The sequence below is a fragment of the Arthrobacter bambusae genome (assembly GCF_030812595.1).
GTDB classification, from domain to species: Bacteria; Actinomycetota; Actinomycetes; order Actinomycetales; family Micrococcaceae; genus Arthrobacter; species Arthrobacter bambusae_B.
Genome location: NZ_JAUSSZ010000001.1, coordinates 702,077 through 728,213 on the forward strand (window position 1 = coordinate 702,077; position 26,137 = coordinate 728,213).

Below are 26,137 nucleotides of genomic sequence, written 5' to 3' on the forward strand. Positions count from 1 at the left end.
GTTACTAAATTCCTCCGGCAATGGCGGAAGGCGCGTCTACGACCGGATTTCTCCGGCGCAGACGCGCCTTCCCATGCTGCGAAACCTAGCGGACTGCTACGAGGTCCACCACGAAGATCAGGGCTTCGTTGGGCTTGATGGCTCCGCCTGCGCCGCGGGAGCCGTAGGCAAGCTCGGAGGGAATCTCCAGGCGGCGGCGACCGCCGACCTTCATGCCAAGCAGACCCTGGTCCCAGCCCTGGATGACCTGGCCGACGCCCACGCGGAAGTCCAGCGGTGCGCCACGGCCCCAGGATGCGTCGAATTCTTCGCCGGTGGACCAAGCAACGCCAACGTAGTGGGTGGAGACGGTGTCGCCGGCCTTAGCCTCGGCGCCGTCACCGACGATGATGTCCTTGATAACGAGTTCCGTGGGGACCTCGCCCTCCGGGAAGTCGATCTCCGGCTTCGTGCGGTCGTAATCGCGCTGACCAAATGACATGGGTACTCCTCTATTTCATGGGGACGGTGTTTCGGAGGGTTGCGGAAAAGTTACTGCGCGCCGAGGATGTCGACGACGAAGACCAGATCGCCCGCGGGCTGGCCCTGGGCTGCTGCCCCGTCGCCATACGCGAGGCTCTTGGGGATGACCAAGAGGACCCGGGAGCCGACGGTCTTACCAGTCAGGCCCTGCGTCCAGCCCTTGATGACGCCGTTCAGCGCGAAGCTGGCGGTCTGGCCCTTGTCGTAACTGGAGTCGAACTTCTTGCCGTCAGCCAAGGTGACGCCGACGTAGTTGACCGTGAGGGTGTCCGTTTCCTTGACGACTGCGCCCTTGCCCTTGATGAGGTCCTGGGAGACCAGGGCCTGCGGGGCCTTCGCGCCGTCAACGGAAATCTGCGGAGCTCCCTTGTCGTCGACCTTCACCGTGGGGAGGCCGGCAGGCGGAGTCACGGTGTCACCCTCGGGCTTGTCCAGGGGCTTGACCGCGTCCTTGACGCCAGTGACCTTGAAAACCACCAGCTGGGATGACGTTGCCGCTGCTTCAGCTGACGCCGGAGTGCCGGGGACGGCGAAAGCGATATCTGCGCCCACCTTCGCGCCGACAAGGGCGTTATAGAGCACAGCGCTGCCAGTCTTGAGCTGGTCGTTCAGTTCGACGGGCTGGGAACCGGTCGGGAAAGTGTCTTCGAGGGTCTTGCCGTCCTTGCCGTCGACGGCAATATAGGTGATCTGCGCCACCTGGCCGGCCTTAACCTTGTCGCCGGTGCCGTCGCTGACCATCTTGATGGTTGGCTGCGTCACATCCAGCGGCTTGTTGAATTCCAGGCCGGGTGCCTTCTTGTCTCCATTGTCGGAGACCTTGAGGGAATCCAGCTTGGCTACGTCGCCGGCGGACTGACTGGTGGGCTCCGGAGCTGCTGCCGGGCTACCGCCGCAGGCGGTGAGCAGCAGGAGGCCGGGGATAAGAATTGCTAGTAGACGTCGCACAAATTGAACTTTCGTCGGGGCAAAAGGAGGGCATGGACGGGCCAGGCCCGGCCATGCGCGTAGCGGCCAGTTAAATGGCCAACCTCCAGACTAGCCGGTGAAGCTGGGAGTCAGCTCATCGAGTCCAGCAGGGCATCCACCCTTTCGTCGACGCTGCGGAAGGGATCCTTGCACAAAATCGTCTGGTGGGCACGGTCGTTCAATTTCAAATGGACCCAGTCCACAGTGTAGTCACGGCCGAGTTCCTGGGCGCGCCGGACGAAGTCGCCACGGAGTTTCGCTCGGGTGGTCTGCGGCGGAGCATCCACGGCGTCCTTGATATCCGTGTCGGCCACGAGGCGCCTCGCCGCACCCCGGGACTGGAGCAGGAAGAAAATCCCGCGCTTGCGCGAGATGTCGTGATAGGTGAGGTCCAGTTGCGCGATCCTCGGCGAGTCCAGGCCGATTCCATGGCGGCGCATGTATCCATCCATCAGCTTCTTCTTGATGGCCCAGTCCACTTCCGTGTCTATTCCGCTGGTGTCGCCGCTGTCGATCGCGTCCAGGGTCCTCTCCCAGAGGTCCAGGATGAGCGGTACATGCGGATTATGGGCTCCATTGGCTGCTACGAAAGCGCTGACCTTTGTCAGGTACTCACGTTGGATGTCCAGAGCCGTCAGTTGCCTGCCGTTGGCCAGGCGCACCAAGGCCTTACCGCTCAGATCGTGCGAGATTTCCCGGATGCTGCGGATCGGGTTCTCCATGCGCATGTCCCGCATGATCACTCCGGCCTCAACCATGCGTAGCAGCAGGTCCACCGTTCCCACCTTCAACAGGGCGGTGGTCTCGGACATGTTGGAATCGCCCACGATCACATGCAGGCGGCGGAAGAACTCCGCATCGGCGTGCGGCTCGTCACGGGTGTTGATGATGGGGCGGGATCTCGTCGTCGCGGAAGATACGCCTTCCCAAATGTGGTCGGCCCGTTGGGAGAACGCGAACGTGGCCCCATGGGGTGTCTTCAGGACCTTGCCTGCACCAGCGATCAGCTGCCGGGTGACAAGGAAGGGAATGAGGATCTCGGCGAGCCGCGAGAACTCACCCCGCCGCGGAATCAGGTAGTTTTCGTGGCTGCCGTAGGAATTGCCGGCCGAATCGGTGTTGTTCTTGAACAGGTAGACCGTTCCGTTGAATCCCTCGGCAGCAAGGCGCGCCTGTGCTTCGTCCACGAGGTCATCGAGAATGAGCTCCCCCGCGCGGTCGTGGGCGATCAGCTGCGCGAGGTCGTCGCATTCCGCAGTGGCGTACTCCGGGTGCGAGCCGACATCCAGGTACAGGCGCGAGCCATTCGTCAGGAAGACGTTGGAGGAACGTCCCCAACTCACAACTTTGCGAAAGAGGTACCTGGCCACTTCCTCGGGAGCCAATGGCCGTGAGTCCGGGCTCGAATACGAAATCCCGAACTCCGTTTCTATCCCGAATATCCTCTTGTCCATCTCAGGCCTCCCCTGCCAGCAGCTGCGTGATTTCTTCTGCCCGGAGACGCCGGAACGCACGCCGGGATCCGCGCCCGCTTTCCGGACTCCGGTCCAAGACCGCGGCCTCGACGGCGGTTCCGGGCAGGGCGTCCACTTCCTTGTCCGCGGCCAGGGCCTTGACCGCCAAACGCAGCGCGCCGGCCAGGTCGAGGTCAGCGTTCCAACCGCCGGCCACGGTTTCGGCTACTTGCTCGGCCAAACCGCCCATCACCACGAAACCGTTCTGGTCGGCAATCGAACCGTCGAAAGTCAGCCGATAAAGGTGGTCCTCGGACTGCGTGTGGCCCACCTCGGCTACTGCAAGCTCCACTTCGAACGGCTTTTGTTCCGCGGTGAACACTGCGCCAAGGCTCTGCGCATAGACGCTGGCCAGCCCGCGGGCCGTGACGTCCTCGCGATCGTATGAATAGCCGCGGACGTCGGCGTAGCGCACACCTGCTTGTCGAAGACTTTCAAACTCGTTGTACTTGCCCACCGCGGCGAACGCGATTTTGTCGTAGATCTCACCGATCTTATGGAGCGAAGGCGAAGGGTTCTCCGCCACCAACGCGATGCCGTCCGCGCAACTGATCACGACGACGGAACGGCCGCGGGCGATGCCCTTCCGCGCGAAATCCGCGCGGTCCTTCATCAGCTGCTCGGGCGAAACATAAAACTGCTGGGTCATCTCAGGCCTCCCGTCCGGCAACTGCGCGCGATTCAACGATAGATCCCGCTATCGCGGCCAACTCCCGCTCCGGCACCCGCCGGGCACCGGCGCGGTTGACGGTGTAAATCACCGGCCATAGCTGCCGGACGGGGTCCGGACCGCCGGTGGCAGAGTCGTCGTCGGCGGCGTCGTAGAGGGCTTCCACCGCGACCGCGACAGCTTCGTCTTCGGTGAGGTTCGGCCGCCACAGTTTTTTCAGGGCGCCGCGGGCGAAGACGGAACCGGAGCCGACCGAATGGTGCTCCAATTCCTCGTATCGTCCGCCGGTGACATCGTAAGAGAAGAGCCGTCCCACGCCGGCGGTTTGGTCGAAGCCCGCGAAGAGCGGGATCACCGCGAGCCCTTGCATGGCCATCGGCAGGTTTCCCCTGATCATGGCGCCGAGCCGGTTGGCTTTGCCGTCCAGGCTCAGCCGGGTGCCTTCGATCTTTTCATAGTGTTCGAGTTCCACTTGGAACAATCGTGTGATGTCGATCGCAAGGCCTGCTGTGCCTGCAATTCCCATGACGGAGTATTCGTCGGCCGGGAAGACCTTCTCGATGTGCCTGCTGGCGATCACATTGCCCATGGTGGCACGCCGGTCCCCCGCCATCAGCACGCCGCCGGGGTAGCTCAGGGCGACGATTGTTGTGGCATGGGGGGCCGGGGGAATCTGTCCCGCGGGCAGCGCTTGAGTAAAGGGAAGGAGTTCAGGCCGGGAGCGTTGCAGATGCTCTATGAACGAAGACGTTGCTTGGGTGGCCACGTGGCCGGCTGATGGATCCTGCATTGCTGCGCTCCTTCGACTCTGACATCCGATGCCCGGCGGCCTCGCGCCGGCCGGGCCCTTGGCTTTGCTGGCGGCTGGTTACTGGCCGCCCTTTTGCACAAATGCCCGGACGAATTCCTCGGCGTTCGATTCAAGTACACCGTCGATCTCGTCGAGGAGATCGTCTACGCCCTGCGTGGCGACCGAGGCCTGGGCCTCTGGCGCTGCGGGCGGCGCCTCGGGGGCGTCGGCCTCTGACTCGACGTCCCGCGACTGCGGTTGCTGCTGCTCCTGAGCTGCCATTTCCTTCTCCATTCTGTCCATCCCCGGCAACGGGGACTTCCTGTAATGCCATACTGCCACGGGGAGGGCCGCGATGCTGCGGTTTTAAGGACCCGTTTGGCGGCCTTTGGCCGGCCGCCCGTTCAGGCGGGCGGGGCCGGGTCCAAGCCGAGCAATTCACGCAGGAATGCACCCGCGGTTGCGTGTTTCCGAAACAACGGACCGGTGAGTGCTTCAGTGCCGCGGAGGGGTTCCCTGGTGGGCACGCGTTGGAGCTTTCCGATGCCGGGAACGTCGAAGATGACCGAATCCCAGCTGGCGCCGACCACGTCCTTGCCAAAGCTCGAAACACACTTCCCGCGGAAGTATGCGCGCGTGTCCGTCGGCGGTTCGACAACCGCGCGACTGATCGTGGCGTCGTCGACGATCCTCTGCATGCGATCGCGGGAAAGCATGCGGTAATACAAGCCTTTCTCCGGCCTCACATCGGACCATTGCAAATCGACGAGCCCCAGGCGGGCGTCGTTCCATTCGAGGCCGTCACGGTTCCGATAGCCATCAAGCAGTGACATCTTGGCCAGCCATTCGACAGACGACGCGGCACCCGCCGGGTTGTTCCCCAGGAGTCCCAGCGTCGACTCCCACCGTTCCAGGACGTCCCGGGTGTGGCCATCTCCAGTGAAGGAGTCGGACACCCCGGTCTCCTGGGCAAGTTTGGCCGCTGCCTCGTAGTACATCCACTGGATATCCAGCGCTGTCACGCGCCGTCCGTCGAGAAGCCTGACGGTAGCAGTCAGGGAGGTGTCGTGGCTGATTGCCTGTAACCCGGCCACGGGTTCATGGACCTCGATTTTCGGAGCCTGGCCGGCTTCGATAAGGCTCAGGACCAATGCCGTCGTGCCGAACTTCAAGTAGTTCGACACTTGGCTCAGGTTGGCGTCGCCGATGATGACATGCAGGCGCCGATATTTGTCCGCAGTGGCATGCGGTTCGTCCCGGGTATTGATGATCGGACGCCTGATGGTGGTTTCCAGCCCCACCTCGGCTTCGAAGAAATCCGCCCGCTGACTGATCTGGAATCCGGAGATTGAACCGTCCTGGCCCGTGCCGAGCCGCCCGGCACCGCAGATGACCTGGCGGGTGACGAAGAAGGGCGTCAAGCCGCGGACGATGTCCCCGAAAGGCACCGAGCGCGGCATGAGGTAGTTCTCATGCGAACCGTAGGACACCGATTTGTTGTCCGTGTTGTTCTTGTAGAGATTGATGGCCGGCAGATCGGGATCTGCGGCTACTTTCCGAACCGTGGCCAGGGCGACGAGGTCGCCGGCGGCGTCCCACGCAACGATGTCGCGGGGATTCGTCACCTCGGGGCTCGAATATTCCGGATGGGCGTGGTCGACGTACAGGCGGGCACCGTTGCCGAGGACCATGTTCATCAGCAGCGATCCGGATTCGTCGCTGCCGTCGGCTTCCAGCTCCTGGCGCCCGTACGCCAAGGCGACTGCTTCGGCGTCGAGCACGGGGGGCCTGTCGGTCAGCTGGCTCGGGTCGGCGGCACTGCGCTCGACTGTCCACCCGCGTGCGTCGTGCAGGGGTTCTTCGTCCGTATAGTCCCAGCGGGTCTCGGCGCCACCGGCCGCCCGCTGCCGCGTCAGGTTGGCGTAGGCCTGGATGATCCGCGCGGACATCATCGTGGCGTTGGCGCCCGGCGCGGAGGGCGCGTGGATTCCGTATTCAGTTTCCGAACCCATGACCCGCATGGCCCCGCCCACGGGAAGCTTCTCCGAAGGCAGGCCTTCCGGCCGGGCCGTCACAGGTACTGGCCGGTATTGGGAGTCGTTTCGATCGACTTCCCGGGCTCCTGGCCGGCCTTGCCCTGGACGATTGTGCGGATGTAGGTGATGCGTTCGCCCTTCTTGCCTGAGATGCGTGCCCAGTCATCCGGGTTGGTGGTGTTCGGCATGTCCTCGTGTTCGCGGAATTCGTCGACGACGGCGCGCAGGAAGTGGTCGATCCGCAGGCCTTTCTGGTGGGTCAGCAGAAGATCCTTGATGGCGTACTTCTTGGCCCTGTCCACCACGTTCTGCACGACTGCCCCGGAATTGAAGTCCTTGAAGTAGAGCATCTCCGTATCGCCGTTGGCGTAGGTGACCTCGAGGTACTCGTTGGATTTCTCCGTCGAATACATCGCTTCCACTGTGCGCTGGATCATGGCGTCGACGGTGGCCTGGACGTCGCCGCCATGCTCTGCCAGATCCGTTGCGTGGAAGGGAAGGTCGGTGGTGATGTACTTGGCGAAAATGTCGGCGGCCGCTTCGGCGTCGGGCCGCTGGATCTTGACCTTCACGTCCAGCCTGCCGGGTCGAAGAATGGCCGGATCGATCATGTCTTCACGGTTCGAAGCGCCGATCACGATGACGTTGTCCAGCCGTTCGACGCCGTCGATCTCGCTCAGGAGCTGCGGAACGATGGTTGTCTCGACGTCGGAAGAGACACCTGTGCCGCGGGTGCGGAACAGGGAGTCCATCTCGTCGAAGAACACCACCACAGGGCTGCCATCCGAAGCCTTCTCCCGGGCGCGCGCAAAGATCAGGCGGATGTGCCGCTCTGTTTCGCCGACGTACTTGTCAAGGAGTTCAGGTCCCTTGATGTTCAGGAAGTAGCTCTTCAGGTCCAGGTTGCCGGCCCGTTCGGAGGCGCGGGCGGCAAGCGAGTTGGCAACGGCCTTCGCGATCAGCGTCTTTCCGCAACCCGGAGGCCCGTAAAGCAGGATGCCCTTGGGTGCTTTGAGCCCGTGTTCGCGGTACAGGTCCGGGTGCAGGAACGGCAGTTCAACCGCGTCGCGGATCTGTTCGATTTGCGGGCCCAAGCCGCCGATGTCCTCGTAGGTAATGTCCGGGACTTCCTCAAGGACAAGGTTTTCGACCTCTGCCCGGGGCACTTTCTCCAGGGCGTAGCCCGTGCGGGAATCGAGCGACAAAGCATCGCCGACGCGCAGGTGGACTTTCTGCAGGGCGCCGGAAAGCCTGACGACCCGCTCTTCATCCGCCCGGCCCACCACCAGGGCGCGGTCCGCGCCAAGCATTTCCTTGAGCGTGACGAGTTCACCTGCCCGTTCATAGCCCAGTCCGGTCACCACGAGCAAGGCCTCATTCAGGAGGACTTCCTGTCCAACGGCCAGCTGGTTGATGTTCACGAGCGGGCTGACACCCACGCGCATCTTGCGGCCGGCATTGAAGATGTCAACCGACTCCTCTGTGGCCGCCTGGCCGGTGCTTCCTGCCGTGGGCTGGCGCCTGGGATTGATCTGCAGGATGGTCCCGAAGCTGTACGGCGGCTGGCCGTCCTGCTCGAGTGCGCCTTTGAGCCGCAGGATTTCGGCCTTCGCCGTTTCCAGCATGGTCACGAGCTTGGTGTTGTTCTGGGTTGCGGCGGCAAGCTGGCGGTCGATGTGGCGCAGTTTGTCTCGAAGGATGTTTATCTGGCGTTCGGCGACAGTGAGTTCCCCGGAGTCGTCAACCGGTTGGATTGCCCCACCCCCGCGTCCCGCTTTTCCCTCAGTCACAGCCTTGTTCGTTGGCTCCTCCGGCGTTGTTCGCCCGAAGTCATTGTTCGACGTATCCACGAAGCATCAGCTCCTTCCCGCTTTCTATAAATAGACCTTAGCCCTCAAAAGCGTCGGGAAACCTGTGACATCCGGAATGCGGACCAGTTTGTGATCTTTCCCTAGGGAGCCGGTGAGGGGTCGTCCTTGACGTTGGTGCCGGCAATCGCATCCCGTGCCGCCCGCCGCAGTTTCTTGTCCGAAACTGCACGCTCTCCCACGGCTCCCGGTGTCCAGGCGTTCAGGTCCTCTTCGCTGAACTCGGTTTTCGACGGGCGGCGCTTCACCGAAATGCCCGTCACGCCGTCCGCGAGGCGACGGGTGACCAAGAGGAAGCCGGTGTGGGCCACCATGCGGTGGTCTGGACGGACGGCAAGGCCCTCCAGGTGCCAGCCACGGACCATGGATTCCCACGCGTCCGGTTCCGTGAACCGGCCGTCCGCCCGGATGGCCTCCGCGGTACGGGAGAGCTGGGTCACGGTGGCCACATAGTTGATCCATACGCCGCCGGGTGCCAAAACGGTGGCTACGGCGTCGAGGCATTCCCAGGGGGCGAGCATGTCCAGCACTACGCGGTCCACGGACCCGGGCTCTTCGCTGCGGACAACTTCCTCCTGGAAGTCTCCCAGCGAGATCTTCCAGGCGGGGTGCGGACCGCCGAAAATGGTTTCCACGTTGCCGCGGGCGATGTCGGCGAATTCTTCCCGACGCTCGAAAGAGTGCAGGTAGCCGCCGTCGCCCACTGCGCGAAGCAGGGAGATCGAAAGAGCGCCGGAACCGACGCCGGCTTCAACTACCCGGGCACCCGGGAAGATATCGGCCATGGTGACGATCTGGCCGGCATCCTTGGGGTACACCACTGCCGCACCCCGGGGCATGGACAACACGAAGTCCGAGAGCAACGGGCGGAGCGTCTGGTACTGCTGGCCGATGTTGTTGGCCACCACGGAACCGTCAACCTTGCCGATGATTTCGTCGTGGTTGAGGAAGCCGCGGTGCGTGTGGAAGGCGCCGCCTACCTCCAGGGTAATGGTGTTCATCCGGCCGCGTTCGTCCGTGAGTTGAACCCGCTCGCCCACACGGAACGGCCCTCGGCGCCGTGCCGCACCAGTCGGCTGGGTGGCGGTTTCGGCGGCGCCGGTGGCCGTGTAGTTGGCGGCGGTTTCGCTGCTCATGGGTGTTTCCTCGCTCCTGTACGGCTGGGCCGTCATTTGTTGCCGCTGTTATTGCTTGGTGATGCACAGTGCTATCCGGGTTATTTCAAGGCTATCCGGGGTACTTCAGTGCAGGCCTGGTCATTTCACGGCCGGCAGGTAACTCTACCGGGAAGGTCCTACGGGCGTGCGCTCCGTCGGGCTACTTTACCTGTTATGGCCGTCACTACGGCCTGCTGCCGCAGCAGACCTGTGACCGTGCCGACTTCATCCACGACCGCGTATTCGGCGCCGCTGAGTTGCGCTAAATACTGGATCAGTTCTTGGCCGCTGGAGGTCCACGGGACGTAGGCTCCTTCGGCGAGGGGGGTCGAGACTGCCGTTACCAGGGTTGTGGATACCTGGGAGGGCGGCACGGCAGCAGCGGCTGCCGGGTCGACAAGGCCCTGTGGCCGGCCATCCGGTCCGCAGATCACGACGGCGGGAGCGCCGTAGGGTGCAACCCGCAGCACGTCGGCGACGGTGGCCGAGTTCGGAATCCCGACGGCGGGTTCGGCCAAGGCGGCGGCACTCACCGAGGGAAGGCGTCCGCGGAGCGTGGCCTGCTTGATCGCACCCGAAGCACCGATCCAGAGGAAGCTGCAGACAAGGAACGTGATGAGCATCAGGGTGAGGTCCGGAGGGGTCCTGCTCAGAAGGGGTCGGACGACAAACCAAATGATAAGGACGATAACGATTACCCGTCCCACCCAGCCAGCCGCCACCGTCCCCTTTTCCTGGCTGCCTGTTGCTTTCCAAACGGCCGACTCCACCACGCGGCCTCCGTCAAGGGGAAGGCCCGGGAGCACATTGAAAATGCCGATCAGCAAGTTGGCCCAAACGAAGATGTTCGTCAAGGTCTCCGCCGCCCCGCTGAAGGCATGGGTCACTACCAGGGGCCACGCGGCCGCCGCCAGTACGAAGTTCGCGGCCGGCCCTGCCAAGGCGACAACCACCGAGCGGCCGGGGGACGCAATGAAGCCGCCGAACTGGGTATGGCCGCCCCAGAGATTCAACACGATCTTTTCAGTGGGCCAATTGAAGGCCTTGGCGCTCAAGGCGTGCGCGAGTTCATGGACGAGCACCGAGAGAGCCAGGAGCACGGCATAGGCAAAGGCAACGACGTACGCTCCGATTCCCAAGGAAGGATCCTGGTTGAGAAGTGCCGGGCCGTAGGCGATGACCGTGAACGCCGCGATGATGAACCAGGAGTAGGCAAGGTAGACGGGGATTCCCGCGATGCGGCCGAGCGGAATTCCGTCCTTGCTGCTGCGGGTGCTGTGGCCACCGCTTCGGGGGGCGCTCACTTAGTTTGCCTGTCCAAGGGGCGCGGCCGGCATGTTGGCCAGGGCCCGCGCGGTAACAAGTGCTTCAAGGTCGGCGACACTCCGGCCCCGAAGCGTGTCCCAGGTGGCACGGCGGGGGTCCTCGGGCAGTGGCACCTGGTGCGGAATTCCGACCGTGACCACACCGGAGGCGATCGCGGACGCAACACCGGGGACGGAGTCCTCGAGGGCGACGCAGTGGTCCGCTGTCAGCTCGGGGTCAGTGTCCTGGAGACGCTCGACGGCGGCGAGGTAAGCCTCCGGGTGGGGTTTTCCTTGGCTGACGATGTCCCCGGTAATGAGGAACTCGAAGTAGGGCTCGGGGAGGCTGGCTACGACTTCACGGGCCATCGGGCCTTCGGACATCGTCACGAGGGCGCAACGGACGCCCGATTGATACAGCTCGTCAAGCAGTTCCTTGGCACCGGGCCGCCACGGTACCTCGACCCGGAGGCGGTCGATGACCCGGGCACTCAACGAGTCGACGATCTCGCGCTTTTCCAGGTCGACTCCGGCCTTTTGGAGAATGCCGGCCGAGTGCATCAGCGACTGCCCTACAAGCTGCATGGCTTGTTCATGGCTCCACGTGCCTCCGTGGGACTCAACGAGCGCGCGTTCCGCAGCAATCCAGTACGGCTCTGTGTCCACCAGGGTGCCATCCATGTCCCATAGCGCGGCCTTGAGTTCGCCCCTGCGCTCGGCTCTGATAACGGGCTGGGTGGCTGAAGAAAGCATGCCTAAAGTCTACGTGGAAGGAAGAAAGGCAATTGCCGCTTCTACGCCGGGGGCGAAGTATGGCCACGCCGGTCCCCCAACTCCATGCATCGGCGGCGGTGTTGGACGTAGGGTGAGTGGATGAACAGTTTGGACGGAGCCCCTGACGGACAGGCCACGACACCCGAGCCTGAGCGCCTTCTCCAGCCTGTAGCCGAAGGCCAGCGCATCACCGTGATGCTTGCGGCTTTCGAAGGTTGGAACGACGCCGGTGAGGCGGCCAGCGATTCCCTTCACTACTTGAACAAGTTGTGGCAGGGAAAGAAAGTGGCATCGGTTGATGCCGACGACTATTACGACTTCCAGTTCACCAGGCCGACCGTGCGACGCACGGCAGCCGGGACGCGCAAGGTGAAATGGCCTTCCACGCGCCTGTACAAGGCCAGCATCCCGGACAGCAACATCGACGTCGTGTTTGTGCTCGGCACCGAGCCTTCCTACCGCTGGCGCGCCTACACGGCCGAGCTTTTGGTCCATGCCGAAACGCTTAACGTTGACTACGTTGTGCTGATCGGCGCGCTCTTGGCCGATGTTCCGCACAGCCGCCCGATCCCCGTTAGCGCCACCTCGGACGATGCCGGACTGCGGGAGCGATTGAACCTTGAGGCTTCGCAGTACGAGGGTCCGGTAGGCATAGTCGGCGTGCTCGCGGAATTCGCGATGCTCGCGGGGTTGCCTACGGTGTCGCTGTGGGCGGCCGTGCCGCACTATGTCGCGCAGCCGCCCTCCCCCAAGGCGCAACTGGCCATCTTGAACCGGATCGAGGATCTGCTCCAGGTGCCTCTGGACACCCACGCCCTCAACGAGGAGTCCGAAGCCTGGGAACGGGGAGTGGACGAACTGGCCACTGAAGACCCCGAAATCGCAGCTTACGTCCGGCAGCTCGAAGAGGCCAAGGACACCGCTGACCTGCCGGAGGCCAGCGGCGAATCCATCGCGCGCGAATTCGAGCGCTACCTCAAGCGCAGAGGCAAGGACAAGCCCTGACGGCTACAGTTCGACGCCGAGCAGTGCGTTGACCGCATCGCTCACCAGCGCTGAATCCAGCGTGCCGGGTTTCGCGTTCGAAGCGTTGCTGAGGGCCGCAGAGGCCCAGGCGTCGACGGCGGCGACCGCGCCGGGAGCATTGAGGTCGTTGGCCAGCTCGGCACGCATCCGGGTCAGCAATTCCGCGGCCGTTCCCTCGGGAGCGACGTCCAGGGCGGCCCGCCAGGTGCTGAGCCGTTCCTTGGCTTGCGCGAAACCTTCATCGGTCCAGGACCAATCCGAGCGGTAGTGGTGGGCCAGGATCGCCAAGCGGATCGCGGCAGGTTCTTCGCCGGCCGCGCGGAGCTTGGACACAAGGACCAGGTTGCCCTTGGATTTGCTCATCTTTTCGCCGTCCAGGCCCACCATTCCGGCGTGGGCATAGTGCTCCGCCAAAGGCACGCCGCTGAGCGAATACGCGTGTCCGGCGCCCATCTCGTGGTGCGGGAAGACGAGGTCCGATCCGCCGCCCTGCACAGTAAAGGGAGCCGGCAGGTATTTCTGGGCGATGACGGTGCATTCAATGTGCCAGCCGGGACGCCCGTCACCGAGGCTCGCACCGGGCCAGCTCGGCTCGTCGTCGCGGGCAACCCGCCAGAGCAAAGGATCAAGGGGATTCCGCTTGCCGGACCGGCCGGGATCGCCACCGCGTTCGGCGAAAAGCTCCAGCATTTCCACTTCGCCGAGCCCCGAGATATCGCCGAGGGTCCAAGCGTCCGGCTTATCCGAAACTTTGCCGGCTGCCTCGACGTCGTAATAGACGTCGCCGTCGGGTTCGCCGCCGCTGCCGTGCACGCGATAGGCGAGCTCGTCCGCGATCAATTTCTCGATGGCCGGGACAATCATCGGGATCGCTTCGACGGCCCCGATGTAATGATTCGGAGCCAGCACATTGAGGGCGTCCATATCGGTCTGGAAAAGCTCAATCTGGCTCGCCGCCAACTTGCGCCAATCAACGCCGGTGGCGGTGGCGCGCTCCAGGAGGGGGTCGTCGACGTCCGTGACGTTCTGGACATACGCAACCCGCTGGCCGCTGTCCCGCCATGCCCGGTTGAGCAGGTCGAAGGCGACGTAGCTGGCCGCGTGGCCCATATGGGTGGCGTCGTAGGGCGTGATGCCGCAGACGTACATCGACTGCTCAGCGCGTGGCTCGAGCTCCACAAGGGCCCCGAGGGCGGTATCGAACAGCCTCAACGGGGGCATGCTGCCGGGTAGTTCAGGCACAGGGCGGGAGATCCACGATTTCACAGCCTCAACCATAGTGCTAGGCGCTGATGACATTGAAACCGAGCAATACATAAAGGGCGAGTCCAAGGAGGATGCGGTACCACACGAAGGCACGGTAGCTGTGGGTGGAAACGAATTTGAGGAACCAGCCAATGATCACGAAGCCCACAACGAAGGCGATGACCGTGGCCAGCGCTGTTTCGGGCAGGCCGAAGGGACCGGTGATTCCTTCCTTGGATACCACCTTGTACAGCTGGTACAGGCCGCTGCCAAAGACAGCGGGGATGGCGAGCAGGAACGAATACCGTGCGGCGGCTTCCCGCGTGTACCCCATCAGGAGGCCGGCGGTGATGGTTCCACCGGAGCGGGAGACGCCTGGGATGAGTGCCATGGCCTGGGCCAGCCCGTAGAGAATGCCGTGCTTGAACGTCAATTGGTTCAGCTCGCGTTCTTGCCGGCCAACAGCGTCAGCCACCGCCAGGATCATGCCGAAAACAATCAGCATGGTGGCCACGATCCAGAGGCTGCGCAGCACGGATTCGATCTGGTCCTGGAAGAGCAGGCCAAGCACAATGATGGGCAGGCTTCCGAGGATGATCAGCCAACCCATCCGCGCGTCGGGGTCGCTCCTTGGGACCGTGCCGCGCAGCGACCCAAACCAAGCACGCACAATCCTGACGATGTCTCGCCAGAAGAAGACGATGACCGCCGTCTCGGTGCCCAGCTGCGTGATGGCCGTGAAAGCAGCGCCGGGATCCGCCGCATTAGGGAGGAATGAGCCGACAATTCGCAGGTGTGCGCTTGAAGAAATCGGAAGGAATTCCGTCAGGCCCTGCACGAGGCCAAGGAAGGCCGCTTCTATCCAGTTCACGTGAATAGACCCTACGTCATGATCTACGCGATATCCCCGTAAGCTATCAGCTATGCAGCAGCGTTACGTCGGCAATAGCGGGTTTCGGGTGTCCACCCTTTCCCTGGGCACCATGTCCTGGGCGGAAGAAACGGACGAACAGGATGCACGCGAGCTGCTCCATACGTTCATCGCTGCCGGCGGCACCATGATCGATACCGCGGCCTCCTACGCGGGCGGACAAGCCGAGGCCCTCCTGGGCTCCATGTTGGGGGACGTCGTGGCCCGTTCGGAGGTTGTCCTCTCAACGAAAGCCGGCGTCGCGACGTCGGACGGCCGGCGCGGCGTCGATGCCTCCCGCGGCTCCATGCTGTCCGCACTCGACGCCAGCCTTGCCCGCTTGGGGACTGACTACGTGGACATTTGGTTCGCGCAGGCTTGGGACGGCAACGTCCCCCTGGACGAAACGCTGTCCGCACTTGACCTTGCATTGCGCTCTGGAAGAGCGCGGTATGTCGGCATCTCCAACTACAACGGCTGGCAAACCGCCAAGGCTGCTGCCGTCGCGGGATTCACCGTGGTGGCCAACCAATCCGAATACTCGCTGCTGCACAGGAAGCCCGAAGACGAACTGGTGCCCGCCATCGAGGACGCGGGCCTCGGCCTCATGGCGTGGGGGCCACTCGGCCGGGGCGTCCTCAGCGGCAAATACCGCGGACAGATCCCCGCCGAATCCCGCGCGGCGGAGGGCCGCCTCAGCGGCTACGTGGAAAAGTACCTTGACGCGCGGGGGGCGCGGATCGTCGAAGCAGTGGCCATGGCCGCGCGCGGATTGGGACGGTCCGCCGTCGACGTCTCGCTGAGCTGGTTGCTCTCCCGCCCGGGCGTATCGACGGCGGTCCTGGGCGCACGCAATGCGGTTCAGCTCAAGGAACTGCTCGACGCGCAGCTGGCACCTCTTCCCGGTGAAATTTCACGGGCGTTGGAAGACGTTTCAGCAACCTGACCCGGCTGAGACGGCGGGAATACATCCGGTATTACTGGTCGAGGATCTCCAGCTCGTCTTCATCGAGGAGTTCATTGCTCTCCTCGTCGTCATCTTCATCATCGTCGTCGAACACCTGGAGGGGTGTGACTTCCGAGTAGGCCTCGTATAGTGAGTCCTCATATACCTCAAAGGCATCTGCGACGGCGAAAAACGCTGCCTCCACAGCGGGATCTCCTTCGCCCCGGCGGGCGGAAGCGGCAATCAGGTGCTCTTCCAAGGCGGCTGACAATGACTGAAGCGCGACACGCGGATCGATGCTCATGACTTCACGTTAGCCCGAAAAAGACGAAAATGGAGAGGGATGAGAGAACAATTTCTGAGCAGTTCAGTGGAGCGTCAGCGGGACTACGCGAGGCAGTACGAGTATCTCGTACTGACTGTCAGCCCTGACGATTCCTTGCCCGAGGCGCGGCGTCGGCTCGTGGAGCACTCCGAATACGGCAAGTGGGAACTGGAGCGGAGCATCCTCTATACGGGCGGCGGTCGCCGGTTCTGGCTGCGCCGCAAGGTACTCAACGTGCAGCGCACGGTGTAGCTTCGAGCGCTTCAGCTTTCGAGCGGGCCAAGCCACGCATTGGCTACCGTGCTGTGCGCGGATTCATCGTTGGAGGGGTGGAAGATCCCGGCCAGGACGTCCCGATACAACCGCTCGAGTTCGGAGCCACGGAAGTAGCTCGAGCCTCCGGAAACCCGGATGGCCACATCCACCATGGCCCGGGCGTTCTCCGTGGCCCGCACCTTGAGCCCGACGAATTTTGGAAACCACTGCGCCCCGTGATCCACCAGGCCGTCAACGTCGCGGGCAACTGACGCCAGCTGGGGCTGGATGGAGTCCATTGCCATGGCGGCGTCGGCAATCTTCCAGCGGATATCCGGGTCTTGCGAGAAACGCCGGCCGCCGAATTTGGCCGAGGTGCGACGCGTAGCTGCCTCAACCGCCAGGGCAAAGGCCCGCTCCCCGATGCCCGTGTAGACGGCGGCAAGCAACGTTTCGAAGCAGGCGAAGATGGCGAAGATCAGCGGATCCTGGTTGGGTCCCACAGGCAGTTTGCGGAAGATCCTTTCCGGCGGCACCACAGCGGCGTGGAGGAGCGTGGTGTTCGATTGGCTGGCCCGCATGCCGAGGGTGTCCCAGTCGCTCAGGGCCTCGTGGCCCGGGTTGTCGCGGTCGAGGAACCCGAATACCAGTTCGCCGCTCCCCTCCCTCGCTCCGCTGTCCTTGCCGAAGATTCCGAGGCGCGTCCACCCCGGGGACAGGCTCGTGAAAATCTTCCGTCCGGTGAAGCTGTACCCGCCGTCGGGCTGCGGTTCAGCCGTGGTCCCTGAATCAAAGAGCATGGAGTCATTGCCCGCCTCGGAAATCCCGAAGGCAAAGACCTCGCCCAGTCCGGACTCCTTGAGGACAAAGCCCAGGGAGTGGTCGCCGCGGGCGGCCAGCACGTGCGCGACGCCGGTCCAGACAAGGTGCATGTTCACGGCCAACGCGGTGGCCGGGGCAGCCGTGGCAAGCCTGCGCTGAAGCGCCGCCGCGGCTTCGAGACCGAGTCCCAGGCCGCCGTCGGACTCCGGGACGAAAATCTTCAGGTAACCCGCCCCGGCGAGCTCCTCGAGGTCTTCGTGGAAGAACGAGTTGTCCTGGTCGTAGCCCGCGGCCCGGCCGCGGATGCGGTCGAGCATCTCGTCCGGCAGGATCTCCGTGGGATTCAAGGCGTTCTCCCTAGTAATTGCTGAGCAGGGTGTTGAGAACCCTGGATCCGAACTTGAGCGAATCGGCCGGGACTCGTTCGTCAACGCCGTGGAACATCCCTGTGAAGTCGAGTTCCTCGGGGAGCATCAACGGGGCGAAGCCATAGCCTGTGATGCCGATCTTGCTGAGCGACTTGTTGTCGGTGCCGCCGGACAAGGTGTACGGCAACACCTTCGCGCCGGGGTCCTCCGAGTGCAAGGCATCGATCATGGCGTCTACCAGGTTGCCGGCGAACGGCACTTCCAGGGACACATCCTTGTTGACGTAGCTGACGTCCACGCCGTCTCCGGCAAGCTTTTTGATCGTTTCGAAGACCGCCTCCTGCTGGCCAGGCAGCGTGCGGCAGTCCACGAGGGCTTCCGCCGATTCGGGGATGACGTTGTGCTTGTATCCGGAGCTCAGCAAGGTGGGGTTCGAGGTGTTCTGGAGGGTGGCTCCGACGAATCGCGCCACGGTGCCGAGTTCCTTCAGGAGGGTCTCGGGGTTGTCGGGATCGAATTCAACCCCGGTCAGTTCCGTGACACCATCCAGGAACTGCCGCGTAGTGGGGGTCAGCTCGATCGGCCAGGGGTATTCACCGATCCTGGTCACTGCCCCGGCCAGGCGGGTGATCGCGTTGTCCGTGTTGATTTGCGAACCGTGCCCCGCACGGCCGTGGGCCACGAGGCGCAGCCAGGAAAGTCCCTTCTCCGCGGTCTGGAGCAAGTAGGTGCGTTGGCCGCCGATCGTGGCCGAGAAGCCACCCACTTCGGAGATTGCCTCCGTGGCACCGTCAAAGAGCTCCCTGCGGTGCTCGACGGCGTAGCGAGCGCCGTAGTTGCCCCCGGCTTCCTCGTCAGCGAAGAACGCGAAGATGATGTCCCGCTTGGGCTTGCGTCCCGTGCGGGCGAAGTCGCGCATGACCGAGAGAATCATGGCGTCCATGTCCTTCATGTCCACGGCGCCGCGCCCCCAGATCAGCCCATCCTTGAGTTCGCCGCTGAAGGGATCCACGGACCACTGGTCCTTGCGCGCAGGAACGACGTCGAGGTGGCCGTGCACGACGAGGGCATCGGCTGAGGGGTCCTCCCCCGCCATGCGGGTGACGACATTGGCCCGGCCCGGAGCCGACTCAAAGATTTCAGCGTCCAAGCCTACTTCGCTTATAAGGCCCGCCGTGTATTCCGCTGCGGCACGTTCCCCGGGGCCGGAATCGTCACCGAAGTTCGAGGAGTCTATGCGGATGAGTTCCTGGCAGATCCGGACTACTTCGTCCTCGGGTCGGAAATCAGTCATGGAACTCTCCTTGCTGCTGGGGTGGACGTGCTCCGGCGGGGCGGTAGGTGGTGCGGACGCTCCCGCGCGCTTCCCTCAGCCTACCCACCGAAGGCCCGTTTGGCGGTGTGTATTCCAGTGTTTTGGCGCGGACGGACGAGGGCCAATTGCGGTTACCGGCTCCCTCCCGAGCGCCGGTTTTTTTATTTCCCGGAAACCGTGTTAGAGTTTTTCTCGCTGCTTCGGAGGAAAGAGAAGCGCTGAGAGGCGCAGAACGAAGACTCCGAACACCACCTGCGCGGGTGGCGGAATGGCAGACGCGCTAGCTTGAGGTGCTAGTCCTCGAAAGGGGGTGGGGGTTCAAGTCCCCCTCCGCGCACAATTGCAAGGCCTGGAATTTTGATAATTCCAGGCCTTCTTTGTTTAAGTTGAATTTGCTTTTCGAGCGCGCCTATGAGGCATTCATCACATTTATTAAATTGCATTACCGGCCATTCCCCGAATGCAGTCGGCATGCATTCCATGAGGGCCCGGCGAGCGACGGCGACGGCGGCCCCCAAGTGGGTGGCCGCCGTCGCCGTCGCTATGTTGAAACCTCAGGCGGACTCGCTAGAGCGCCGTCACGGATCCGCTGAAGTGCCTCCGGCCGCTTCGTGGGTTCCAGGCGACGTAGTCCGACCGCTCCCACTGCCCTGACACGGAGTGGACCGTGCCGATTTCCAGTGCAACCCTCGCCGGGAGGTACACGGGCGCCTCGAAGGCAACGTCCCAGCGGAACGCCTCCGACTTCACCGCTCCAACGTCAGCCAAAGCCCGGGATGCCAGGTACATGCCGTGCGCGATTGACCGCGGCAGGCCCAGCGCCTTTGCCGAGAGGAGGCTCAAGTGGATCGGATTGAAGTCTCCGGATACGGCGGCGTAAAGGCGGCCGGTGTCCACGCCAAGCTGCCAGACGGCGGTTGGCGCGGGTGCCGTGAACTCAGCCGGAGCGGCGGCCGTGGCGGCTTTATCGACCCCCGGCAGGAAGACCCCCTTGGCCAGATACGTCGAGACGCCCCGCCAGAGCAAGGTCCCGTCCTCGCTTGATCGAACTTCGGCGACGACATCCAGCTGGGTTCCGGCCCTGTGGCCGCGCATGTCCTCGGCCCAGGACCGGACGTCGAGCGGTTCATTGAACAGAACGGCCCGCAATTGCTCCACATGGTTCTTCAAATGGATCATCCCCAGCAGGGGAAGCGGGAAGTCGTCCCGGTTCAGCACGCTCATTGCAACCGGGAACGCGAGGGCATGGATGAAGCCGGCCGGCAGCACGTCACTCGCGGTCTCGCCGATCAGGTGCTGATACGCGGTGAGGTTCTCGACGTCGGCCCGCACCCCGTGGACCTCATGGCTCCCGTGAGGCAGCTCGGCGGCCGCCTGGAATCCCAGCACCCTCCGCCGCGCCGCCGTCGCCGCCGCGTTGACGTACAGCTTTGAGAGGGACGGCAGATCCCCCAGGATGACCGGTTGTTCCGTACTCATGCACCCACCAGGTTCTGTCCACAGACCCGGAGCACTTCTCCCGTGATTCCACCGGCCGCGTCCGATGCAAGGAACGCAATTGCCTCTGCCACGTCCCCGGGCAGGCCGCCCTGCTGCAGCGAATTCAGCCTGCGGGCCACTTCGCGGGTTGCGAAGGGAATCCGGGCGGTCATGTCGGTCTCGATGAAGCCGGGCGCGACGGCGTTGATCGAGCCGCCCCCTTCCGCCAGCAAGGGTGCCGTGGCCCTGACCATGCCGATCACTCCCCCTTTGGAAGCAGCGTAGTTGGTCTGCCCGCGATTGCCGGCGATTCCGCTGGTGGAGGCCACGGACACGATCCGTGGGGTCTTCCGGAGCTGGTCCGATCCCAACAGCGCCTCGTTGATCCTCAACTGCGAGGCGATGTTCACCCCAATGACGGAATTCCAGCGGCCCTCATCCATGTTGGCCAGGAGCTTGTCCCGGGTAATGCCGGCATTGTGGATGACGATATCGAGGGCGCCGTGCCGTTCGACGGCTTGGTTGATGATCCGCTTCCCGGCGTCCTCGGCGGTGATGTCCAACTGCAGGGCGGTGCCATGGACCTCGTTGGCGACTTCGGCGAGGTGGTCTCCCGCAGCGGGAATATCCACCACCACCAACCGGGCGCCGTCCCGGTGGAGGGTTCGCGCGATTGCCGCCCCGATTCCCCGGGCGGCTCCCGTGACGACGGCGACCTTCCCGGCCAGGGGCTTGTCGGCGTCGGCGGGAAGCTGGCCGGTGCCTGAGGTGACCGTCAGGAACTGGCCATCCACGAACGCGGATCGCCCGGACAGGAAAAAGCGAAGCGCACCGAGTGTGCTGGGGCTGGTGGTGCCGGCACCGTCCCCCAGCAGAATGCCGTTGGCCGTGGCGCCTGCCCGGAGTTCCTTGGCCAGCGAACGAAGGAGCCCGTCGACTCCTTGACGCCCGGCGGCAACAGCCGGGCTGGCGGCAGAGGCCGGGGTGCGGGAGATCGTGACGACCCTCGCGCCCGGGGCCAAATCACGCAGTGATGGTGCCGCGGTGAGGACGGGTCCGGCAAGCTCTTCGGGGTGTTCCACGGCGTCGAGCACGAGGATGATGGCGCCCAGCTTTTCCTTGGGCAAGGCGGAACGCCGGACGTCCAGCCCCCAGCCCGCGAGGGCTCCAGCCAGTTCGTCGGAACCGGCCGTCCTGCCGTCACCGCTCCCCAACACGAGGACCGGGCCCGGAACAAGCGGTTCCCCCGCTTTGTACCTCCGGAGCACGGCCGGTTGGGGCAATCCGAGCCTTTTGGCCAGGTCCTTGCCAATCCCGTGGCTGACAAACTGTGTGTATTTGTCGGTCATCCCGGCTACCGCCCTTCCGGAGCGGAGAATGCCTCGAGGATCGCGACAACTCCCTGCCCGCCGGCAGCGCAGATGGAGATGAGTCCGCGGGCAGGACGGCCGTCGACCGGGCCGTTCTCGTGCAGCATCTTCGCCAGCGAGGCAACGATCCGCCCGCCCGTTGCCGCAAAAGGATGCCCGGCGGCGAGGGACGAGCCATTCACGTTGAGCTTGGCGCGGTCGATCTTGCCGAGGGCGCCATCCAGTCCCAGCCTGATACGGCCGAACTCCTCGTCTTCCCACGCGGCGAGCGTGCTCAGTACGGTGCCCGCAAAAGCTTCGTGGATTTCGAAGAAGTCGATGTCTTCGAAGGAGAGCCCGTTGCGGGCCAGGAGTCGAGGCACTGCGAAGGCAGGAGCCATGAGCAGTCCGTCCTTGCCGTGGACGAAATCGACGGCGGCAGCCTCGCCGTCGACGACGACGGCCAGCTTGGGAAGGCCCCGGGAGTCAGCCCATTCCTCCGTGCCGAGGAGCACTGTTGAGGCACCGTCGGTGAGCGGGGTGGAGTTCCCGGCCGTCATGGTGGCCTCCGCTCCGAGGCTCTTGCCGAAGACGGGCTTGAGGGTGGCCAGCTTCTCCATGGACGTATCGGGCCGCAGGTTCGAATCGCGGCTTAGCCCCCGGTAAGGAGTCACCAGGTCATCGAAGAAGCCACGTTCGTAGGCCGCGGCGAGGTTGTGGTGGCTATTGAAAGCGATCTCATCCTGGGCTTCGCGGCTGATTTTCCATTGGGCCGTGGTGAGGGCCTGGTGTTCTCCCATGGAGAGGCCTGTCCGCGGTTCCCCGGTGTTCGGAGCATCCGGGGCGAGGTCCTTGGGACGCATCCGCGAGAGGACCTTGAGCCGCTCGGGGAGCGACTTGGCGCGATTCAGGTCGAGAAGGATTTCGCGGAGCCCCTCGCTCACGGCGATAGGAGCATCCGACGCGGAGTCGACGCCGCCGGCGATGGCCGAGTCGATTTGGCCCAGCTTGATTTTGTTGGCGAGGCCAAGGACGGTCTCAAGGCCGGTTGCGCACGCCTGCTGGAGGTCGTAGGCAGGGGTCTCCGCGGAAAGGGCCGAGCCAAGCACCGCTTCGCGTGTCAGGTTGAAGTCGCGGGAGTGCTTCAAAACAGCTCCAGCGGCGACCTCCCCGATCCGTTCCTCCTGCAGTCCGAACCGTGCGATCAGCCCATCAAGTGCGGCCGTCAGCATGTCCTGGTTCGACGATTTGGTATAGGCGCCGCCGGTCCGGGCGAAGGGGATCCTGTTCCCGCCGACCACCACGGCCCGGCGCAGTGTGCCCGGGGTTGCGGTGGATTCGTGTGGTGCGCTCGCGGAATGTGTTGCAGGCATGCGTTTCTCCTTATGATCACATCGGGTTACTGATACCCAGCGTACCTGATACGCTGAGTATCGTGAACATCCCCAGCCCCGGACTTCCAGCCGAACACGACGCCGGGACCCCGCCTCCCGCAGAAGGCGCGGCTCCCGCCGTCGACGGCCGCGCCGCGAGGTGGCAGATCCACCGCGAAGAACGCCGGCGCGAGCTCATCAAGGCCGCCCGCAAGGCCGTCCATGCGCTGGGCAGCGACGCCTCCATGGAAGACATCGCCACCGCGGCCAGTACCTCCAAATCGGTGTACTACCGGTATTTCAGGGACAAAGCCGGCTTGCAACAGGCAATGGGCGAAGTAGTGCTGGGACAGATGCAACGGCGGATGAAGGAAGCGGCAGAAAGCGCACAGACTCCGCGCGAAGGCTTGTTCGCCATGGTCTCCGCGTACCTGCAGATGGCGGAGTCCAGCCCGGCCGTCTACGCGTTCATCACCCGCCTCTCACAAGGGGAACCGTCGGCTCAAGACGCCATAGCCGCCTCCGGAGCGCTTGGCCATTTCTTCGAATCGATCAGTGCCATGATCGCCCGGCCAATGCGGGAACACCTGGGCGCGGAAGAGGAAGCGCTGATCGACTACTGGCCCACGGCGGCCATCGGGCTGGTCCGCAATGCCGGTGAGAGGTGGCTCGCCAGTCCTGCCTCCCCCGCAAAACCGGACCAGGAAACCATGGCGGCCCGGATCACCGATTGGCTGTGCATCGGAATCGCCCCGGAACTCAAGATCAACTCCTCTGAATATCAGCAATAAGTCCTCTGAATATCAGCAATAACTCCACGTTGTTCGGAACCAAAGAAGGAATCACCATGACTGAAGTAGTGGACCGCACCTCCTCCAGCCGGGCGTCCGCCAGGTCGGCTGCACCTGCACAGCCTGATTCGTCCTCCCCTGCGGTGGACGTAGCGGCGCTTGGGGAACTGCTGCTCGGCAAGTGGGCCCACATCCGACACACGGCGCGCGAGCTCGCCGGCCGCCCTGAGGTACACAAGATCGAAGGATTGACGCATACCGAGCACCGCAAGCGGGTATTCGGGCAGCTGAAGTACCTCGTGGACAACAACGCGGTGCACCGGGCGTTCCCTTCGAGCTTGGGCGGCTCGGATGACCACGGAGGCAACATCGCCGGCTTCGAGGAGCTCGTCACTGCCGATCCTTCCCTTCAGATCAAGGCCGGTGTCCAATGGGGCCTCTTCGGCGCAGCGGTGATGCACCTTGGCACGGAGGAGCACCAGAACACATGGCTGCCCGGGATCATGGACCTGGAGATACCCGGCTGCTTCGCCATGACCGAAACCGGACACGGCTCCGATGTTGCGAGCATTGCCACCACGGCCACCTATGACGAGGCCACGCAGGAGTTCGTCATCAACACCCCGTTCCGTGCAGCGTGGAAGGACTACATCGGCAACGCAGCCGAGGACGGCTTGGCCGCCGTCGTGTTCGCCCAACTGGTGACCCGCAACGTGAACCATGGCGTCCACGCGTTCTACGTTCAGCTGAGGGACCCGGACACCAAAGAGTTCCTGCCGGGAATCGGCGGCGAGGACGACGGTATCAAAGGCGGTCTCAACGGCATCGACAACGGCCGGCTGCACTTCACCGATGTCCGCATTCCCCGCACCAACCTGCTCAACCGCTACGGCAACGTCTCGCCCGAGGGCGAGTATTCCTCGCCCATCGCCAGCCCTGGACGACGATTCTTCACGATGCTTGGCACCTTGGTACAGGGCCGGGTTTCCCTCGACGGCGCCGCAGTCGCCGCAAGCAAGGTGGCCCTCACGAGCGCCATCCGCTACGCCGTCGAGCGGCGCCAGTTCAACGCCTCTTCCGCTACTGACGAGGAAGTGCTGCTGGACTACCAGCGGCACCAGCGCCGCTTGTTCACCCGGCTAGCCACCACCTTCGCGGCGAGCTTCGCGCACGAGAAGCTGCTTGAAAAGTTCGACGACGTCTTCTCCGGCCGGCACGACACCGACGCCGACCGCCAGGACCTCGAGACCCTCGCCGCGGCCCTCAAGCCCCTGAGCACCTGGCATGCCCTCGACACGCTGCAAGAGTGCCGCGAGGCGTGTGGCGGCGCTGGATTCCTCATCGAGAACCGGTTCGCCTCGCTCCGCGCGGACCTGGACGTCTATGCCACGTTCGAGGGCGACAACACCGTGCTCCTCCAGCTCGTCGCAAAGCGCCTCCTGGCCGACTACGCCAAGGAATTCCGCAATGTCGGCTTTGGCGTGCTCGCCCGTTTCGTGGCGGCACAGGCTGCCGACGTCGCCATCAACCGGACCGGCCTGCGTCAAGTGGCGCAATTCGTGGCAGACACGGGATCAGTCCAGAAGGCCGCTTTGGCCTTGCGGGACGAAGAGGGCCAGCGCACGCTCCTGACAGACCGGGTGCAGTCGATGGTGGCGGAGGTGGGTTCTGCGCTCAAGGGGGCAAACAAGCTTCCACAGCACCAAGGCGCCGCACTGTTCAACCAGCATCAGGACGATTTGATTGAAGCCGCCCAGGCCCACGCCGAACTCCTCCAATGGGAAGCGTTCACGGAAGCCCTCGGCAAGATCAGCGATCCGGGCACCTTGCGCGTCATGACCTGGCTTCGGGACCTGTTCGGGCTCTCGCTCATCGAAAAGCACTTGTCCTGGTACCTCATGAACGGCCGCCTATCCATGCAGCGCGGACGAACCGTAGGGGCATACATCAACAGGCTTCTCGTCAAGATCCGTCCCCACGCCCTGGACCTCGTCGATTCCTTCGGCTACGGTCCGGAGCACTTGCGGGCGACCGTCGCCTCGGGTGCGGAAAAGGAACGGCAGGACGAGGCCCGCGGCTACTTCCAGGCGCAACGGGCAAGCGGCAACGCGCCCGCGGAGGAGAAAAGCCTCCTCGCCTTGAAGGCGAGAAAATCCAGATAGCATCGTGCCGTGACCGGTAGGTGAACATCTGCCGGATCCTTTAGCGACGACGGCGCCGCGCCCCCCCGGGGGGGGGGGGCCCGCCGGGGGTTTTTTACAACAACAACCCCGGGGGGCGGGGTCGGGGGGCGGAGGCAAACAAATAGAAAAAAAGGTGTTTTTTGGTT

24 protein-coding genes and 1 tRNA gene are annotated in these 26,137 nt (G+C 64.0%); 6 read left to right on the forward strand and 19 right to left on the reverse strand.

What is annotated here, in order from left to right:
• Positions 1–85 precede the first annotated feature (85 nt).
• From J2S96_RS03325 to J2S96_RS03375, 11 genes are all read right to left on the reverse strand, one after another.
• A complete protein-coding gene (locus J2S96_RS03325) occupies positions 86–481 on the reverse strand; it encodes an FKBP-type peptidyl-prolyl cis-trans isomerase (protein WP_306859821.1) in 396 nt (131 codons plus the stop codon).
• Positions 482–531: 50 nt separating this feature from the next.
• Positions 532–1,470, reverse strand: coding sequence for an FKBP-type peptidyl-prolyl cis-trans isomerase (locus J2S96_RS03330; RefSeq protein ID WP_306859823.1), 939 nt, complete (start codon positions 1,468–1,470; stop codon positions 532–534).
• A 110-nt stretch (positions 1,471–1,580) separates the two neighbouring features.
• Entirely contained in the window at positions 1,581–2,945 is a 1,365-nt protein-coding gene (gene pafA / locus J2S96_RS03335; RefSeq protein ID WP_306859825.1) for a Pup--protein ligase, read from the reverse strand.
• 1 nt (position 2,946) lies between these two features.
• On the reverse strand, positions 2,947–3,654 hold the full coding sequence (prcA, locus tag J2S96_RS03340; protein ID WP_306859826.1) for a proteasome subunit alpha: 708 nt from the start codon (positions 3,652–3,654) through the stop codon (positions 2,947–2,949).
• A gap of 1 nt (position 3,655) precedes the next feature.
• On the reverse strand, positions 3,656–4,465 hold the full coding sequence (prcB, locus tag J2S96_RS03345; RefSeq protein WP_306859827.1) for a proteasome subunit beta: 810 nt from the start codon (positions 4,463–4,465) through the stop codon (positions 3,656–3,658).
• Between the two features lie 78 nt (positions 4,466–4,543).
• Complete coding sequence (locus tag J2S96_RS03350; protein ID WP_306859828.1) at positions 4,544–4,747, reverse strand: ubiquitin-like protein Pup; 204 nt, start codon at positions 4,745–4,747, stop codon at positions 4,544–4,546.
• Between the two features lie 122 nt (positions 4,748–4,869).
• The gene (dop, locus tag J2S96_RS03355) at positions 4,870–6,486 is read right to left on the reverse strand and encodes a depupylase/deamidase Dop (protein ID WP_306859905.1); all 1,617 of its coding nucleotides are present in this window, start codon (positions 6,484–6,486) and stop codon (positions 4,870–4,872) included.
• Between the two features lie 50 nt (positions 6,487–6,536).
• The gene (gene arc, locus J2S96_RS03360) at positions 6,537–8,351 is read right to left on the reverse strand and encodes a proteasome ATPase (protein WP_306859829.1); all 1,815 of its coding nucleotides are present in this window, start codon (positions 8,349–8,351) and stop codon (positions 6,537–6,539) included.
• A 101-nt stretch (positions 8,352–8,452) separates the two neighbouring features.
• Positions 8,453–9,505: a tRNA (adenine-N1)-methyltransferase gene (locus J2S96_RS03365; RefSeq protein WP_306859830.1), complete on the reverse strand. Its 1,053-nt coding sequence runs from the start codon at positions 9,503–9,505 to the stop codon at positions 8,453–8,455.
• A gap of 158 nt (positions 9,506–9,663) precedes the next feature.
• Entirely contained in the window at positions 9,664–10,830 is a 1,167-nt protein-coding gene (locus J2S96_RS03370) for a site-2 protease family protein (protein WP_306859833.1), read from the reverse strand.
• A complete protein-coding gene (locus J2S96_RS03375) occupies positions 10,831–11,511 on the reverse strand; it encodes an HAD family hydrolase (protein WP_370872984.1) in 681 nt (226 codons plus the stop codon).
• 192 nt (positions 11,512–11,703) lie between these two features.
• On the opposite strand from J2S96_RS03375, the gene J2S96_RS03380 reads away from it, so the two are divergent.
• Positions 11,704–12,609 carry a PAC2 family protein gene (locus J2S96_RS03380; RefSeq protein ID WP_306859837.1) on the forward strand — a complete coding sequence of 302 codons (906 nt, stop codon included), beginning with the start codon at positions 11,704–11,706 and terminating at the stop codon, positions 12,607–12,609.
• 3 nt (positions 12,610–12,612) lie between these two features.
• Here the strand turns inward: J2S96_RS03380 and mshC are convergent, their stop codons facing one another.
• Positions 12,613–13,896: a cysteine--1-D-myo-inosityl 2-amino-2-deoxy-alpha-D-glucopyranoside ligase gene (gene mshC, locus J2S96_RS03385; protein WP_306859839.1), complete on the reverse strand. Its 1,284-nt coding sequence runs from the start codon at positions 13,894–13,896 to the stop codon at positions 12,613–12,615.
• Between the two features lie 16 nt (positions 13,897–13,912).
• Positions 13,913–14,746 (reverse strand): undecaprenyl-diphosphate phosphatase, encoded by an 834-nt coding sequence (locus tag J2S96_RS03390; RefSeq protein WP_306859841.1) that lies wholly within the window; start codon positions 14,744–14,746, stop codon positions 13,913–13,915.
• A gap of 52 nt (positions 14,747–14,798) precedes the next feature.
• Here J2S96_RS03390 and J2S96_RS03395 point away from each other — a divergent pair, with 52 nt between their 5' ends.
• Positions 14,799–15,731, forward strand: a complete 933-nt coding sequence (locus tag J2S96_RS03395) for an aldo/keto reductase (protein WP_306859843.1) — start codon at positions 14,799–14,801, stop codon at positions 15,729–15,731.
• A gap of 31 nt (positions 15,732–15,762) precedes the next feature.
• On the opposite strand, the gene J2S96_RS03400 is transcribed toward J2S96_RS03395, so the two are convergent.
• Positions 15,763–16,035, reverse strand: a complete 273-nt coding sequence (locus J2S96_RS03400) for a hypothetical protein (protein ID WP_306859845.1) — start codon at positions 16,033–16,035, stop codon at positions 15,763–15,765.
• Between the two features lie 39 nt (positions 16,036–16,074).
• On the opposite strand from J2S96_RS03400, the gene J2S96_RS03405 reads away from it, so the two are divergent.
• A complete protein-coding gene (locus J2S96_RS03405) occupies positions 16,075–16,308 on the forward strand; it encodes a DUF5703 family protein (protein ID WP_306859847.1) in 234 nt (77 codons plus the stop codon).
• 11 nt (positions 16,309–16,319) lie between these two features.
• Here J2S96_RS03405 and J2S96_RS03410 read toward each other — a convergent pair whose 3' ends face one another.
• Together J2S96_RS03410 and J2S96_RS03415 are read right to left on the reverse strand one after the other, a co-directional pair.
• Entirely contained in the window at positions 16,320–17,480 is a 1,161-nt protein-coding gene (locus tag J2S96_RS03410; RefSeq protein WP_306859849.1) for an acyl-CoA dehydrogenase family protein, read from the reverse strand.
• 10 nt (positions 17,481–17,490) lie between these two features.
• Positions 17,491–18,795 (reverse strand): M20/M25/M40 family metallo-hydrolase, encoded by a 1,305-nt coding sequence (locus tag J2S96_RS03415; protein ID WP_306859851.1) that lies wholly within the window; start codon positions 18,793–18,795, stop codon positions 17,491–17,493.
• A gap of 275 nt (positions 18,796–19,070) precedes the next feature.
• Here J2S96_RS03415 and J2S96_RS03420 point away from each other — a divergent pair.
• A tRNA-Leu gene (locus J2S96_RS03420) sits at positions 19,071–19,153 on the forward strand.
• Positions 19,154–19,383: 230 nt separating this feature from the next.
• Here J2S96_RS03420 and J2S96_RS03425 read toward each other — a convergent pair.
• Genes J2S96_RS03425 through J2S96_RS03435 form a run of 3 tightly spaced genes read right to left on the reverse strand, consistent with a single transcriptional unit; the run spans position 19,384 to position 23,017 of the window.
• Positions 19,384–20,295: a MaoC family dehydratase gene (locus J2S96_RS03425; RefSeq protein ID WP_306859853.1), complete on the reverse strand. Its 912-nt coding sequence runs from the start codon at positions 20,293–20,295 to the stop codon at positions 19,384–19,386.
• Entirely contained in the window at positions 20,292–21,644 is a 1,353-nt protein-coding gene (locus J2S96_RS03430; protein ID WP_306859855.1) for a 3-oxoacyl-ACP reductase, read from the reverse strand. Before J2S96_RS03430 ends, J2S96_RS03425 begins: the two co-directional genes overlap by 4 nt.
• A gap of 5 nt (positions 21,645–21,649) precedes the next feature.
• A complete protein-coding gene (locus J2S96_RS03435; RefSeq protein ID WP_306859857.1) occupies positions 21,650–23,017 on the reverse strand; it encodes an acetyl-CoA C-acetyltransferase in 1,368 nt (455 codons plus the stop codon).
• A 68-nt stretch (positions 23,018–23,085) separates the two neighbouring features.
• Here J2S96_RS03435 and J2S96_RS03440 point away from each other — a divergent pair, with 68 nt between their 5' ends.
• On the forward strand, positions 23,086–23,808 hold the full coding sequence (locus J2S96_RS03440) for a TetR/AcrR family transcriptional regulator (RefSeq protein WP_370872985.1): 723 nt from the start codon (positions 23,086–23,088) through the stop codon (positions 23,806–23,808).
• 56 nt (positions 23,809–23,864) lie between these two features.
• Entirely contained in the window at positions 23,865–25,970 is a 2,106-nt protein-coding gene (locus J2S96_RS03445; protein ID WP_306859861.1) for an acyl-CoA dehydrogenase family protein, read from the forward strand.
• Positions 25,971–26,137 lie beyond the last annotated feature (167 nt).